Consider the following 13,382-nt stretch of genomic DNA (forward strand, 5'->3'; position numbering starts at 1 on the left):
CGGTGACACAGTCCACCGGCCACGAGAGCTTTGATCCGGCGGATGCCGATCCCCGTGCCTTCCGCGCGGCACTGGGCCGTTTCGCCACGGGCGTGACCGTGATCACCTGCGAAACGCCGACCGGACCGCTTGGGATCACCGCGAACAGCTTTGCCAGCCTGTCGCTGGAACCGCCGCTGGTGCTGTGGTCGCCGGCGAAGGCCTCGTCGCGCTACCCGTTCTTCATGGCGGCCAAGCACTTTGCCATCCATGTCCTCGGCGCCGAGCAGGAAAGCCTGTGCAAGCGTTTCGCGCAGGCAGGCGACGCGTTCGACGGCCTGGATTGGGCCACCGGGCCGCACGGCGCACCGCTGATCGAAGGCTGCCTCGCCCGGTTCGAATGCGAACTTTATGCGGCGCATGACGGCGGCGACCATTCGATCCTCGTCGGTCACGTCCTTCGGGTCACGGCCCGCCCCGGCGCGCCGCTCCTGTTCCATGCCGGCCTGTTCGGGCGGCTCGCCTGATCCACGACGATGCCTGAAAGGCGCATCCTGAATGGGCGTTTCGCTAGGTCCAGCACATCCCTGAATCGGGAATAATTGCCAGTTCATTGACGGAAATCGGCGAGTTGTGGGGTAACTCCGAAGATTTCCATTGCACACCTGCTACTTGCATTGTCTGGTCAACGAGATCACGATTTAGTCATCCATACTTCCTTCCCATTGATCAAAGGTCTGCCATGCCTCTGACAACGCATTTCCTGAAGACGCTGACCCGCGTCTTCATCGCCTGCTGCGCCGCGGCGGTGCTGTCCGGCACGCCCGCCCATGCCGAGACGCTGGACGCCGAGGATTACACCCAATTCGACCCGGCGCAGGCGCGGCTCGGGCGGTTGCTGTTCTACGACAAGATCCTGTCCGGCAACATGAACATCAGTTGCGCCACCTGCCATCACCACAGTCTGCACGGCGCCGACGGCGTCAGCCTCGGCATCGGAGAAGGCGGGTACGGCCTTGGGCCAGACCGACTGTCCGGCCTTGTCGGCACCACCCGTGTGAAGGCCCGCATCCCGCGCAATGCCCCGGCCCTCTGGAACCTCGGGCACAGCGACCGCCGCGTGCTGTTCCATGACGGGCGGGTCGAGGTGGACGCGGATCAGCCCTCCGGGTTCCGCACCCCGGCAAAGGACCAGACACCCTCCGGCCTGAACTCGCCTCTCGCGGCGCAGGCGCTTTTCCCAATGACCTCCGCCGACGAGATGAAGGGCCGCGCCGGCGACAACCCGGTGGCCGACGCCTTCGAGGCGAGCTTTACCGAAGGCTGGGACACCATTGCGCAACGCGTGCGCGACAACCCCGGGTACGAGGCCGCGTTCCTTGTCGCCTACCCGGAAATGACCAGCGCCGACGATATCGGCATCGTGGATATCGTCAACGCCATCGCCGCCTTCATCGGGACGGAATGGCAGAGCTTCGACAGCCCCTACGATGACTACCTGCGCGACGGCACGCCGCTCGAACCGCTGGCCGAGCGCGGGCGGGAGCTGTTCTTCGGCGACGCCGGCTGCGTGACTTGCCACAGCGGCCCGCTGTTCACCGACCAGAACTTCTATGCCGCGGGCGTTCCGCAGTTCGGGCCCGGCCGCAAGTTCGAAGGCAACCTCCTGCCGGTGGACATGGGCCGGATGGAAACCACGGGCGATCCGGCGGACGCCTACAAGTTCCGCGTCCCCAGCCTGCGCAACGTCACGCTGACCGGGCCGTGGGGGCACAACGGTGCCTACAGCGACCTGCGCGACATGATCCGCCACATGTGCGATCCGGTCACGACACGCGCCCGCTGGTCGCCCGGCATGGCCCGCCTGCCCGATGTGCCCTGGCTGAGCATCGAGGACTTCACCATCGTCACCCATCGCGAGGAACAGCAGCGGCAGGCCAGGGCACTGGACATCGTGCCCGTTGCGATGGTCGAGGAGGACATCGTGGCATTGGAGGCCTTCCTCGGGGCGCTGACCGGCAAGACCGCGCTGCAGCGCCCGCTGGGCCGCCCGGCACGGGTGCCAAGCGGGCTGCCGGTGGACTGAAGGTTTAGCGACCTCTGACAATCCTGCGGCGCGGCTGCCAGGTGGCCGCGCCTATTCCATGACCGTAGAGGCCCTCAGACTCGCCGTTTCTTCAGGTCGCGCCACAGCGTGCGGGAGCGCTGCTTGTGGTCCAGATCCAGAAGAAGCTGCGCCAGATCTTCCTCCACCACACGCCTCGCCGCGCCCTTTATCGAGAACCAGCGCCGCTTGCGCTGCTTGCGCTCTTTCCAGTCACGGCGCAGCGTTTCGACCAGCATGGGGTAGACGCGGACGGTGCAGGGCACGATGCACCCGTCGGACAAGATCTTTGCGTAGCTGAAGGACCCGATGGGCTGGCGCCCCACGTGACCGACCGCGCCCGCCTCTTGCAGGGCCTCGATCTCGGCCGCGGTCCAGGGTTGCCTTCCGTCCATCTGCCAGCCCTTGGGCATGACCCACCTGCCGGTGTCACGAGAGGTCACCATGAGGACCTGCAACCTGTCCTTGTCGCTCCACCGCAACGGCAGGGCAGCGATCTGTTCGCCGACCTCTGGCATGTGACGTGTCGTGCTCCTCCGCCTCCCGGCTCGCATGTATCGTCGGGGTGGCCTACCGCATTCGGGTAAAGCGGACATGAACCCGGACACATCCTCCAGCCGATGAGGGTAGTGCCGCACGCCCTGTCCGGCAACGATCATGCAGCACCGTCGCGGGGTCGTCGCCGCCGATCACCTGCCAGAGGGAAACGGTGAAGCATGATGCACCCTGCCATTCAGCGTGTGGGTTCATCAAGGTGGCATTGAGGGGTCAAACCAACTTGGCTTTGGCGCCTTCAAGTGCCGACCCCGCTGAAACCTTCGCCGACAACCAGTGGAAGAGGGGCAAGAGACCGACGGTTATGACCAGCAGCACCGCCGCCAGCTGGAACGTCGCCGCGAGCGTCACCCTTTCCGAAACCTGCCCCGCCACCATCGGCCCGGCCGCGATGCAGACATAGTAGACGGTGAAAAAGAGACCCATGCCCAAGGATCGCGACGCAGGCGGGAGTATCAGCGAGGGCAGACTGACCATGGCGCCCACTGCCACGCCCGAGGACAGACCGATCGCTACGACACAGGCGACCGAGTTCCCGATGACCGAGCTAAGCACGACGAAGAACGCGAAGCTCAGGTTTCCCAGCGCGATGATCTGGAGCCTGCGGCCGCTCCGATCCGCCAGAGTCCCGGCAATTGGCCCCATGATAGCCAGGCACCAGAGCACGATTGACGTCACCGAGCCCGCCTCTGCGAGGCCCATGCCGCGGCTGACGAACAACTGCGGGCCAAAGCTGAACACGATGGCCAGCGCTGCATTGTAAAGGCCCCAGATCGCACCCGACACCAGCACCGCCCAGAGAAGGGCGCCACGCACGCTGCCGGACCTTGCCAGGGCGGATTGCGCGCGGTCCCGGGGCGCTCGATACATCGCCCACAGTCCAAGCAGCGCCACGGCGATCAGCCCGGTGACAAGACCCATGGCAAGCGTCAGCCCACCTGAAACCGCAACGACCGGCAAGCCGATCAAGGCAACCGCGATCCCGACCGGCCATGAATTGACGAAAACGGCCATCGCCAGGCTGATCTCCCGCCCCGCGAACCAGTCCGACACCATCTTGGTCAACAGCACATTCAGAAAGACGCCTCCCACGCCGGATAAGACGCGTCCAAGGAGTTGCATGGACCAGTCGCCCGACACGGTCATCATGACCCCGCCGATCAACATGAAGCCCAGCCCCGCGAGAACGACCTGCTTCTCACCGAAGTATCGCCCAAGTGCGCCGCCAGGCGCCGCGATGAAGATGCCGGGGGCAAAATACAGGCCAATCAGGATGCCGACATCGGCAAGGCTGACGGCAAAGGCATCCTCGATGACCGGGGACAGTGCAGCGACCATCTGGAACTGGATCGCCATGGTCATGCGCACCAGAAACAGCAGAGCCAATATGCGCCATCTTTGCGGAAAGACTTGCTGAGGCATGCGGACCTGCTCCGATTGACGTCTGTGACCAAAGTATTGCGGCAGATTACACTCGCCCACTGAACGTGAGTATCGGCCAGACGCATCACGTTTCATGCTGCAACTGCCGGATAGGCCCTCATGCAAATGCGGTATTGGCAAGCCTGCAGGTGCCAAGCAAGATGGTTTGCGTCAGCCATTTTCGAGGCCCGACAGTGGACAAGGAACGATTGACCGGACGCGAAACCGAGATCGCACGCGCCTATGCCAGCGGCGGCACCTACTACCGGATCGCGGACCAGCTTGGCATAGCGCCGTCCACTGTGCGCACGCATCTGGCATCAATCTATCGAAAGCTCGGCATTTCCTCGAAACTGGAACTCTTCAAGATCCTCGAAGGCGACGCGGTCGGGCCACGCGAAGAGACCGACCAGGCCGCGATCATCTCGGAACTGGCCCTGAGCCTCGAAGAGGCGCTCAGTCGCGAACAGGCGATTGGCGAAGTCCTTCGCATCATCAGCCGGTCGGAGGGCCGGATCGACGACGTCATCGAAGCGCTTCTGGGCTACGCGCTGGAGCTCTACGACGCACAGTTCGGATTGTTGCTGACCTATGACCCGGGCAGCGGATTTACCGCGCGATTCATGAAGGGCATACCACCGGCGTTCGAGGACTGGTGGGAGGAGCGCGGCAGCTACAGGCCGAGCCCGCAGACGGCAATCGGCAGGCTCGAGAAGAGCCTGGATGTCGTAAACATCCCCGACGTGCGGGCTGAGCCGATCTTTCGCCAGAACGATCCCCTCCGCCACGCAACGGCTGTGCTGGGCGGCGCGCGTTCCTTCACGGCAATCCCGATGCTGGCTGGAAAACGCCTCATAGGGGCGTTCACGATCTATCGTCAGCAATTGCGTCCGTTCGACGAAAGAACCGTCCAGATCGCCCGCAGCTTTGCGGACCAGAGCGCAATCGCCATCGAGAATGCAAGAATGATAGGGGCGCTGCGTTCGAGCATCAAATGTTAGACGAAGTGGTTCGCTCAGGATCGAAACCCGCGCCGTTCGAGCCTTTCAAGAGCCCATTGAACTGCGCCCAGCCCCTCCCTCCGGGCTACGATAAAGTCCGCTCCGACGAGGAAACGTATAGAGGAGCGACCGAGGTTCAGCGAAGATGACCTGCCACTGAACTTTCATCCAGCCACGACCGGAGCCCGGTTAGTGTTTACGCCGGTTGGCGCAGGTTGAGCAATCGCCCGGCGCGCGGAGCTTTCATCTCGCGCAGCGGGGCGGGCGATTGCGGTGGTCAGGGTCCGCGCGTAGGCAGCCGGGGTCTGGTAATCCAAGGCCGAATGGGGGCGCTCGGTGTTGTAGTCCGTAGCCCAGGCTGCGATCACGATCCGCGCATGGGCCAGATTGCGGAACATGGTCTCGTTGAGCAGCTCGTCGCGCATCCGGCCGTTGAAGCTTTCGACGAAACCGTTCTGCATCGGCTTGCCCGGCGCGATGTCGTGCCATTCGACCCGGTGCTCGGAACACCACCGCAGGATCGCGTTACTGGTCAGCTCCGTCCCATTATCGCTGACAATCATGCCGGGCTTGCCGCGGCGCTCGATCAGGGCCGTCAGTTCACGCGCGACACGGCGCCCTGAGATCGAGGTGTCCGGGATCGCCGCCAGGCATTCCCGGGTGACGTCGTCGACCACGTTGAGCACGCGGAAGCGCTGGCCGTTGGCGAACTGGTCATGGACGAAATCCAATGACCAACGGGCGTTCGGTCGCGCCTCGACCAGGATCGGTGCCCGCGTTCCGACCGCCTTGCGCCGCGCCTTCCGCTTGCGCACCGTCAGCCCTTCTTCGCGGTAGAGCCGATAGATCCGATTGATCCCCGAGGGCTCGCCCTCGCGGCGCAGCAGCACGAACAGGCGCCGGTAGCCGAACCGCCGACGCTCGTTGGCCAGGTCCCGCAACCGGCCGCGCAGAACCGTGTCCGGCGCGCGCTGAGATCGATAGCGGATCATCGTGCGATCCGCGCCGACGATGTGGCAGGCCCGCCGTTCCGACAGGCCATGCTCAGCCTGAAGATAGGCGACGACTTCGCGCTTCACCGCGGGCCCTACCACTTTTTTGAAACCAGATCCTTCATCGCCGCCAGATCCAGCATCTGTTCGGCCAGAAGCTTCTTCAACTTGGCGTTCTCATCCTCAAGCGCCTTCAGCCGCTTGGCCTCTGATACCGTCATGCCACCGAACTTGGCCTTCCAGTTGTAGAAGGTGCCTTCCGACATGCCGTGCTTGCGGCATAGATCGGCGCACTTCGCGCCGGCCTCATGCTCGGCCAGGATGCCGATGATCTGCTCGTCCGTGAATCTCGTTCGCTTCATTGTCCGTCCTCAGGTTGGGCCGGACTCTAATCGACGGTGGAGGAAAAATCCCGTGGCAGGTCATCGCCTCTGCGAGCAGCTCTCGATCGTTCATCGGGCTATTTTGGGCGTGCTCGATGTCGACCTCAACACGAGGGGTGGCCGAAGGATTTTCTGGCAGTAATATGCGCCAGCTGTCACCTTCCATACGAACGTCGCCGAGCATCGTGCATAATTCGTATGGATGCCCTTGTATTTCTCCTCGAGTGATGGCGTCAGGCCCCCCGAAGATATGGTCAAAGGTTGTACCCTCGTGGGACGTAATTCGTTGCACGAAAGCCTTTATCGCGGCGACTTGTGCTTCGGATGGGTCCCACTCTCCTTTCGCGCTGCCAGTCAATGCGTTCCAATGAGAAAAGCCCAATCGAGCAGCAATAACGTCGAGCGCGGCGTGTTGCGGCTGCCCCGTCGCTCTGGCGTAACGCTTTGCCAGAAGTTTCAAAGCCTTAAGCTTATCGTTCTCTGTCATGATCCATGTCCAAGCTGGATCCGACTAGGTGCCCGCTGCTAATCAGACCCGCCGATGGCATGAAGTCTGCTGTTCAAAGTCAAGATCGCTGCAAAGCTTCGTATGGCGGGCACACCGGCCTGCGAGAAAGGCCGTCCCTAAGCTGTGCCATTTTCGAGCGCAGGTCAACACTGATGAATTCCAGGCGTGGGGAGCCCAGCAATTGAAGGCCGTTTGCCCGATGAGGTGGACTAGGATGCCGACCTTGTAGCAGAATGAATTTCTGCGCCGCACGCCGAACGACCGCTTCCGGGAGAGACCACCGGCCCAGTCAGCTCACTCCGCGCTCATGGGGGCTAGGGGCCGAAATGTTACTGCTCGGTAGCGACGTAGACGCGCACGTCCTCGCGCCAGTAAATTCTGCTCAAGTCGTGTGGCATCGCCAGGAGGGCCACATCTGCATTTCTAAGTCTCATAGACAAAGCGCCCTGAGGGCGCTGAGCGACGCCGGCAAGCTGACCCAAAGATATGAAGATTTCGCGGAACTGCATCAGACTACCAGCGGTGACTACTGTCGCCCCTCGACGGTAGAGCTCCGTCGCATCCACTCCGTGCAGCAATCCGTTCTCTACCAGATATCCCACTGTCTTTGCGGTGATGCGTAGCTCCTGCGCGACGGCGCTGATGGAGAGATGGGCCTCACCCGCCGCTTCTCCAGCGTCGGCACCATGCGCCTCCACAGGCACTTTTGCGCCAAAGCCCTTACAAGCTGGGAAGGACTTCTTCTCGCGCTCGTATGCCTCAAGCATTCGCTGCGTCACGAAGCCCGCCGGAACAATGCTGCCATCAGCCTGACGCTTTGCGAGGCCGCGGCGCACCAAGTCCTCTGCGTTGCGCTTGGCGAATCCCTTGAGCGGAAATGGCTTCTGCGCGTTCAACGCAGCCTTTCCCCCCGACGGCACCCCAAGCACCAGCACTCCTCTTCTGACGGAGAAATGGTCGAAGACGTGCCGCCGCACGACGTCACGCAGGGGTTCGAATTCGTCACCGAGGCTCCGGCTTTTCAGCCATGTGGTCCAGGGACCGAAAACACGACCGAAGAAACGCCCATCCACGCCCTCCTCACGCGCCATCGCCGCGAGGCAGTCTGAGAGGGCCACAGGGCCATCTTTCAGCACGTCGTAGCCCAAGGCACCGAAACTCATCCAGTCGGCTTCTCTGTGCCCCGCAAGCGAGGCGTCTGGCCCCTTAGCGACGCGCAGCCCCAGCACCTCGCATGCGCGCGACACCACATTGAGCTCGAGACGGTCGATCCATCGATCGCCCCGCCCTTTCAGGATGCGGTTGGTGAGGTACTGCTCGAAAGAGCTGAGGCCTGCGGGGATCATCGGCTGATCCAAGATCCACCCGTAGTGCTTCCGAAGCTGCGCCGAAAAATCCCTGGCATCTTTGCTAAATTTCTCTGGCGGAAGGTTCACCAGCATGCAGCCGTGCTCGGGGCAGCTTCTGATCGACGAGAATTTCCACTGCAGGCGGCGCGGTACACGCCACGATTCAGCTGTAGACGGCGACTCCGCCCTTACACACTCGGGACAGACACGGACCCGCAAGCGTTGAAAGCTCTTGCGGGAGGCAAATTCGTCTCGCAGACGGAAATGCCCTTTACCAAGATGGCAGACAGACACCCGCTCCAACGCAGCCGCATCGCACCCGGCCAGCTGCGCCAATTGCCCTATCGCGACCTTATCCCCGCGGAACAAGGGATCGATCGGAAAGGCAATATCGCCGCAGAATCGCTGCATGGAGCTTGCGCCGTTCCGGGCCGCGAGTCGGGACAGCAAAGACGATGCCGGCTCGAACGCGGCATGCCGAACAGTCAGCGGCAACTGAGGAAAGGTATTTCCGGGGATGGCAGGGAGGCTCTTGGCCAAACGAGACTTCCGAGATCAGACAAAGGCAGGATTGTCCTGACCCTACGATCACGAGCTCAACTGGGCAACGCCACTCCGTGTTCTGTAAGTTCCGTCTGCGGGGTCAGGCATCTGACATGAAAGTCAGTTTTGCCTGACACCCCACATTGAAATTCTGGCGGACCGAGGAGGATTCGAACCCCCGACCCCTTGATTCGTAGTCAAGTACTCTATCCAGCTGAGCTATCGGTCCGTGAGGCGTGCATGTACCGTCCGTGTCCGGGATGCGCAAGGGGCATTCTCGAGATTTTTCAACTCATGTCCCCCATCGGCAGGCGGATCTCGAAACACGACCCGGTCTCGTCGCTGCGCTTCAGTGCCAGCGTGCCGCCGTGCCCCCGGATCAGTTCCGACACGATCGGCAGACCGAGACCCGATCCGCCCTTGCGCGCGCCGCCCTGGAACGGCTGGAACAGGTGCTCCTTCGCCTTGGGCGGCAGGCCCGGGCCGGTATCCGTCACGTTGATGACCCAGGCCTCGTCCTCCGCCCAAGCGGCGACGGAGATCTCCCCTGGCTTGCCGGTGGCGATGATTGCCTGCCGCGCGTTGCGGACGAGGTTGGCGAGCGCGCGGTAGATCTGTTCCGGATCGCCCCGGATCATCAGGCTGGCGGGTACGTCCTCCGACAGCGAAAGGTCGGAGTCGCCGATGGCCAGCCGCTCGGCCTCCAGCACCTCGTTGGTGAGTTCGGCGAAGTTGAACAGCGTCAGCGAGGGTGCGGGCTCCTCCGCCCGACCGAAGGCCAGCGTGTTCTCGCACAGCGACACGGCGCGCGAGATGGAGTTCACCAGCTTCGGCGCCATGCGCTTGACCGCCGGGTCCTCGGACATCTCGATCCGGTCGGTGAACAGCTGGGCCGAGGTCAGGATATTGCGCAGGTCGTGGCTGACCCGCGCCACCGCACCGCCCAACTGGGCCAGACGCTCTTTCTGGCGCAGCGCCTGCGTCAGTTGCGTCTCGAGCGCCTGCAGCGCCTGTTCCGCCTCGCGCAGTTCCCGGACCCGGGCCGAGGGCGCGATGATGCGGCGGGCGTCTTCGGGGGCTTCGGCGTAACGCATCATGTGGCCGATCACGCGCTTGATCGGGTGCACCATCAGCCGCCGGACGGCCAGGAACAGCAGCAGGGCGGTCATGACCGAGATCGCCGCCGACAGCAAAAGGATGCGCAACCCGTAGTCGACCATGGCGGTGCGCAGTTCGGTTGTGTCCATGGTCACTTCGATCAACTGCCCCGCGTCGCGCGACGGGGCGCCGATCACCCGGATGATCGCCGGCTCACCCGCAATCAGCCTGTAGAGCGCATCCCGCATCAGGTCCCAGGCGCTCGCTTCCCGCAGGTCGAAGGTGATGTCGACCTCGCCCGGAATCGGAGAGGTCAGCACCAGTTGCCGCATGGAGTCGCGGCGGAGCACGACGTTGAAGACGCCTGCATTGTCCAGCAGTTCCGCCTCCAGTTCCTCGGACAGCATGTCGTCGGCCAAGACCGCGAGGGACGCGATCTGCGCCCGCTCCAACCGCGACTCGAGGAAGTCCTCGCGGAAGCGCGCGATCGAGGGCACGAAGATCAGCACTTCGGCCAGCATCACGAAGATCACCGTGAGAAACAGGAAACGGCCAGAGAGCGAGGTTAGCATGGGGCGGTCAGCATGGGGCGGTCAGGTCAATTTCTCAGGGCAGCCATCGTTGGATCAGGCGCACAACCGTCTTCACGGTCTGGTTTTCGAACAATCTGGGGGAAAAATAGGCTCCGGCCACCCGTTTGTTAATCTCTCCAACAGTCGGATAGGGCGAAACCATCGCAGAAATTGCGCTCATCTTGAGATTGTTGGCAATCACCATCGACCAGAAGTTCGCCAGTTCACCCGCCTGGGGGCCGACGATGGACACGCCCACGGGCCGGCCGCGGACCACCATCGCCTTGATGAACCCCTGCGCGGACCGCTCGGCGACAAGGCGGTCGTTGTGGCCGAAGTCGAAGCGAGCGACTTCAAGGCGATCTCCGTGCGCGGTGCGGGCCTCGGCCTCCGTCAGCCCGACCTGCGCCAGTTCCGGGCGGGTGTAGGTGGCGCGCGGGATGTGGGCGGTGCCGGCCTTCGCAGGCAGACCCAGAACGGCAGAACGGACGACGATCCCGGCGTGGTAGCCCGCCACATGGGTGAACATCAGCCCCCCTGCCGCATCGCCGATGGCGTAGACCTTGCGGTTCGTGGTCTTCAGCGCGGCGTCCACCTTGATCCCGGTGCCCGTCGTCTCGATCCCCGCGGCGTCGAGGCCGAGGGTCTCCGTATTCGCACGCCGTCCAACCGCGACCAACAGATGAGAGCCCGCGATCTCGCGGCCGTCCTCCAGAACCACCGACACGCCGTCCGCCTCGGTGCCGCCGACGCGCGTGACCTTTGCCTCCTCGATCACCTCGACGCCCTCGGCGCGTATCGCCTCCAGCACGCGGGCGGCGCACTCGGGGTCTTCACGGCCAAGGGCCTTCGCCCCTTCCAGCACCGTCACGCGAGAGCCAAGCCTGCGGTGCGCCTGCGCCATTTCCATCCCGATGGGGCCGCCGCCGATGATCAGCAGGTGCTCGGGCCGCGTCTTCAGCGACCAGAGCGTCTCGTTCGTCAGGTATGGCACCTTGTCGAGTCCGGGGATCGGCGGCACCATCGGGGAAGAGCCGGTGGCGATCACGATCCGGCGCGCGGTGATCCTGTAGTCGCCTGCCTCCACCTCCGTCGGCGCCACGAACCGCCCGAAGGCACGGATGACCCGCACGCCGAAGCCCTCGAACCGTTCCTGGCTGTCGACCGGCTCGATCTGTTCGATGACACCGGCGACGTGATCCTGCACCGCCGCGTAATCCGTGTCCGGCGTGACGTTGGCGATGCCGTAAGAGGAGAGTCGCCCCATCATGTGCGCCCGGTCCGCCGCAGCAATCAGCGCCTTGGACGGCACGCAGCCGTAGTTCAGGCAGTCGCCGCCCATCTTGTGGCCTTCCAGAAGGATGACGTCGGCGCCCATCTGGCTGGCACCCGCCGCGACGGACAAGCCACCCGACCCGGCACCGAGGATGAGAATGTCGCAGGACAGCTTTTGCATGGGTCAGGTGCCTTCCCGGGTCTTGGCGTTATTAGGCTAGGTGTAACGGGCCATGCCGATGGTATCCGGAACCAGGGCGGCGAAGGCGAGGACATTCGCCCGCCCCTTCCTTGCAAAGGGCCGGCAGCTCAGATCTCGCGCTTTCCGCGCACAGCCTTGATGACCATCGGCAAGGCCGCCAGCGCGCAGAGGGCGAGGATCGGGCCGATCACATGCGGCTCCCACAAGATCGACAAGTCCGGCGTCTCGCCCCGGTCAAACACCTCGCCGACACCGACGCCGATCCACGTGAACACGATGGCGCCCGGCACGATGCCCAGAGCGGTGGTGAACACGTAGTTGCGAAAGCGCACCCCGACCAGCGCGGGCAGCAGGTTCGCGACAAAGAACGGCACGGCGGGCACGAGCCGCAGCAGGAAAAGCACGCTGATCTCGTTTTCGCGCAGCCCGTCGCGCAGCTTTGCGATCCGCCCTTCCGACGCATCCATGCGCGCCGACAGCATTTCACCCAGACCAGCGCGGGCGGCGAGGAAGATCAGGCAGGCGCCCGCAGTTGCCGAAATCACGTTCAGCACGGTGCCGCCCACAAGCCCGAAGAGGAACCCGCCGGTGATTGACGCCACCGCGGCGCCCGGCAGGGAAAAGGCGACGATGGCCACGTAGATCAGCACGAAGGCGGCGGCGATCAGCACGAAATGGTCGTCGCGCAGGGCAATCAGCGCATCGCGGTTCTCGGCCAGCGTCTCGAAACTGAGGGTGTCGCGCAGCGTAAACACACCAACAAGCGCAACCGCAGCGATCAGGATCAGCGGCAGGTGCCGCTTCAGTCCGGCCGCGCCGGCCCTCGGGTCTGTCATCTCGCTCATGGTCCTGTCCCTCGTGTGCGGCCATACTGCCCCATAGATGCGCCGGGCGCCTCCCCGGAAACAGGGTTCTCACACCCGCTTGATCTTCGGGACGCGGAAACGTGACAAACACGGGTCCGGCGCTCCGTTTCTGAAACATTGGCAGCCCGCGCAGTCGGGGCACTGTAACAAACGGAGGTGCCGCGAAGCCGGTTGCGCAACAGGCTGAAATCGCTCACTACGGCGGGGTGCGCGGCGTTCTGCCGTGGCATTTCCCTGCGCCGTTACGACAGCGCAGAAGTTTCTCAACAGGTGTTTGACAAGTGAAGTCCTCTTCCCTATAGGCAGGGCTTCCAACGTCCCTGGCGGGCGACTCGCACTGTCTTCTCGCCTGCCAATGAACCGGAGTAGCCGCGATGAAACGCACCTTTCAACCGTCCAACCTCGTCCGCAAGCGCCGCCACGGCTTCCGTGCCCGCATGGCAACCAAAGCCGGCCGCAAGATTCTGAACGCCCGCCGCGCGCGCGGCCGCAAGAACCTCTGCGCCTGAGCCTGACCCGCAAGGACGACACGG

General features: G+C 63.7%; 12 protein-coding genes and 1 tRNA gene. 4 read left to right on the forward strand and 9 right to left on the reverse strand.

Features of this window, described 5'->3' with window-relative positions:
- The first annotated feature begins 2 nt into the window (after positions 1-2).
- Together CDO87_RS07680 and CDO87_RS07685 are read left to right on the forward strand one after the other, a co-directional pair.
- Positions 3-506 carry a flavin reductase family protein gene (locus tag CDO87_RS07680; RefSeq protein WP_100928240.1) on the forward strand — a complete coding sequence of 168 codons (504 nt, stop codon included), beginning with the start codon at positions 3-5 and terminating at the stop codon, positions 504-506.
- 215 nt (positions 507-721) lie between these two features.
- Positions 722-2,065: a cytochrome-c peroxidase gene (locus tag CDO87_RS07685; RefSeq protein ID WP_100928241.1), complete on the forward strand. Its 1,344-nt coding sequence runs from the start codon at positions 722-724 to the stop codon at positions 2,063-2,065.
- Positions 2,066-2,139: 74 nt separating this feature from the next.
- Here CDO87_RS07685 and CDO87_RS07690 read toward each other — a convergent pair whose 3' ends face one another.
- Together CDO87_RS07690 and CDO87_RS07695 are read right to left on the reverse strand one after the other, a co-directional pair.
- Positions 2,140-2,601 (reverse strand): NUDIX hydrolase, encoded by a 462-nt coding sequence (locus CDO87_RS07690; RefSeq protein WP_100928242.1) that lies wholly within the window; start codon positions 2,599-2,601, stop codon positions 2,140-2,142.
- Between the two features lie 250 nt (positions 2,602-2,851).
- Positions 2,852-4,060 (reverse strand): CynX/NimT family MFS transporter, encoded by a 1,209-nt coding sequence (locus CDO87_RS07695; RefSeq protein ID WP_157814940.1) that lies wholly within the window; start codon positions 4,058-4,060, stop codon positions 2,852-2,854.
- A 194-nt stretch (positions 4,061-4,254) separates the two neighbouring features.
- Between CDO87_RS07695 and CDO87_RS07700 the strand changes: the two genes are divergently transcribed.
- Entirely contained in the window at positions 4,255-5,061 is an 807-nt protein-coding gene (locus CDO87_RS07700) for a LuxR C-terminal-related transcriptional regulator (protein ID WP_100928244.1), read from the forward strand.
- A gap of 164 nt (positions 5,062-5,225) precedes the next feature.
- Here CDO87_RS07700 and CDO87_RS07705 read toward each other — a convergent pair.
- From CDO87_RS07705 to CDO87_RS07735, 7 genes are all read right to left on the reverse strand, one after another.
- Positions 5,226-6,415 (reverse strand): IS3 family transposase gene (locus CDO87_RS07705; RefSeq protein ID WP_100928245.1). Its coding sequence is split into 2 segments (ribosomal slippage): positions 5,226-6,163 and positions 6,163-6,415, totalling 1,191 coding nucleotides; the frame shifts between segments, so codons are not numbered across the junction.
- A complete protein-coding gene (locus tag CDO87_RS07710) occupies positions 6,360-6,923 on the reverse strand; it encodes a hypothetical protein (protein ID WP_100928246.1) in 564 nt (187 codons plus the stop codon). The genes CDO87_RS07705 and CDO87_RS07710 overlap by 56 nt, the downstream gene beginning before the upstream one ends.
- Positions 6,924-7,273: 350 nt before the next feature.
- Complete coding sequence (locus CDO87_RS07715; RefSeq protein WP_254698371.1) at positions 7,274-8,833, reverse strand: TniQ family protein; 1,560 nt, start codon at positions 8,831-8,833, stop codon at positions 7,274-7,276.
- A 155-nt stretch (positions 8,834-8,988) separates the two neighbouring features.
- Positions 8,989-9,065 (reverse strand) — tRNA-Arg (locus CDO87_RS07720).
- Positions 9,066-9,123: 58 nt separating this feature from the next.
- Positions 9,124-10,506, reverse strand: a complete 1,383-nt coding sequence (locus CDO87_RS07725) for a HAMP domain-containing sensor histidine kinase (protein ID WP_100928247.1) — start codon at positions 10,504-10,506, stop codon at positions 9,124-9,126.
- Between the two features lie 34 nt (positions 10,507-10,540).
- On the reverse strand, positions 10,541-11,962 hold the full coding sequence (locus CDO87_RS07730; RefSeq protein WP_100928248.1) for an NAD(P)/FAD-dependent oxidoreductase: 1,422 nt from the start codon (positions 11,960-11,962) through the stop codon (positions 10,541-10,543).
- 128 nt (positions 11,963-12,090) lie between these two features.
- Positions 12,091-12,828, reverse strand: coding sequence for a TVP38/TMEM64 family protein (locus CDO87_RS07735; RefSeq protein WP_100928249.1), 738 nt, complete (start codon positions 12,826-12,828; stop codon positions 12,091-12,093).
- 395 nt (positions 12,829-13,223) lie between these two features.
- Between CDO87_RS07735 and rpmH the strand changes: the two genes are divergently transcribed.
- On the forward strand, positions 13,224-13,358 hold the full coding sequence (rpmH, locus tag CDO87_RS07740; protein WP_005854912.1) for a 50S ribosomal protein L34: 135 nt from the start codon (positions 13,224-13,226) through the stop codon (positions 13,356-13,358).
- Positions 13,359-13,382: the final 24 nt, after the last annotated feature.

The sequence above is a fragment of the Sagittula sp. P11 genome, from assembly GCF_002814095.1.
Lineage (GTDB): Bacteria > Pseudomonadota > Alphaproteobacteria > Rhodobacterales > Rhodobacteraceae > Sagittula.

Excerpts from the sequence above, each read along its gene's own strand:
- CDO87_RS07685 (WP_100928241.1), top strand. The coding sequence starts at position 722 with ATGCCTCTGACAACGCATTTCCTGAAGACGCTGACCCGCGTCTTCATC.
- CDO87_RS07730 (WP_100928248.1), bottom strand. The coding sequence starts at position 11,962 with ATGCAAAAGCTGTCCTGCGACATTCTCATCCTCGGTGCCGGGTCGGGT.
- CDO87_RS07735 (WP_100928249.1), bottom strand. The coding sequence starts at position 12,828 with ATGAGCGAGATGACAGACCCGAGGGCCGGCGCGGCCGGACTGAAGCGG.
- CDO87_RS07710 (WP_100928246.1), bottom strand. The coding sequence starts at position 6,923 with ATGACAGAGAACGATAAGCTTAAGGCTTTGAAACTTCTGGCAAAGCGT.
- CDO87_RS07695 (WP_157814940.1), bottom strand. The coding sequence starts at position 4,060 with ATGCCTCAGCAAGTCTTTCCGCAAAGATGGCGCATATTGGCTCTGCTG.
- CDO87_RS07725 (WP_100928247.1), bottom strand. The coding sequence starts at position 10,506 with ATGCTAACCTCGCTCTCTGGCCGTTTCCTGTTTCTCACGGTGATCTTC.
- CDO87_RS07690 (WP_100928242.1), bottom strand. The coding sequence starts at position 2,601 with ATGCCAGAGGTCGGCGAACAGATCGCTGCCCTGCCGTTGCGGTGGAGC.
- rpmH (WP_005854912.1), top strand. The coding sequence starts at position 13,224 with ATGAAACGCACCTTTCAACCGTCCAACCTCGTCCGCAAGCGCCGCCAC.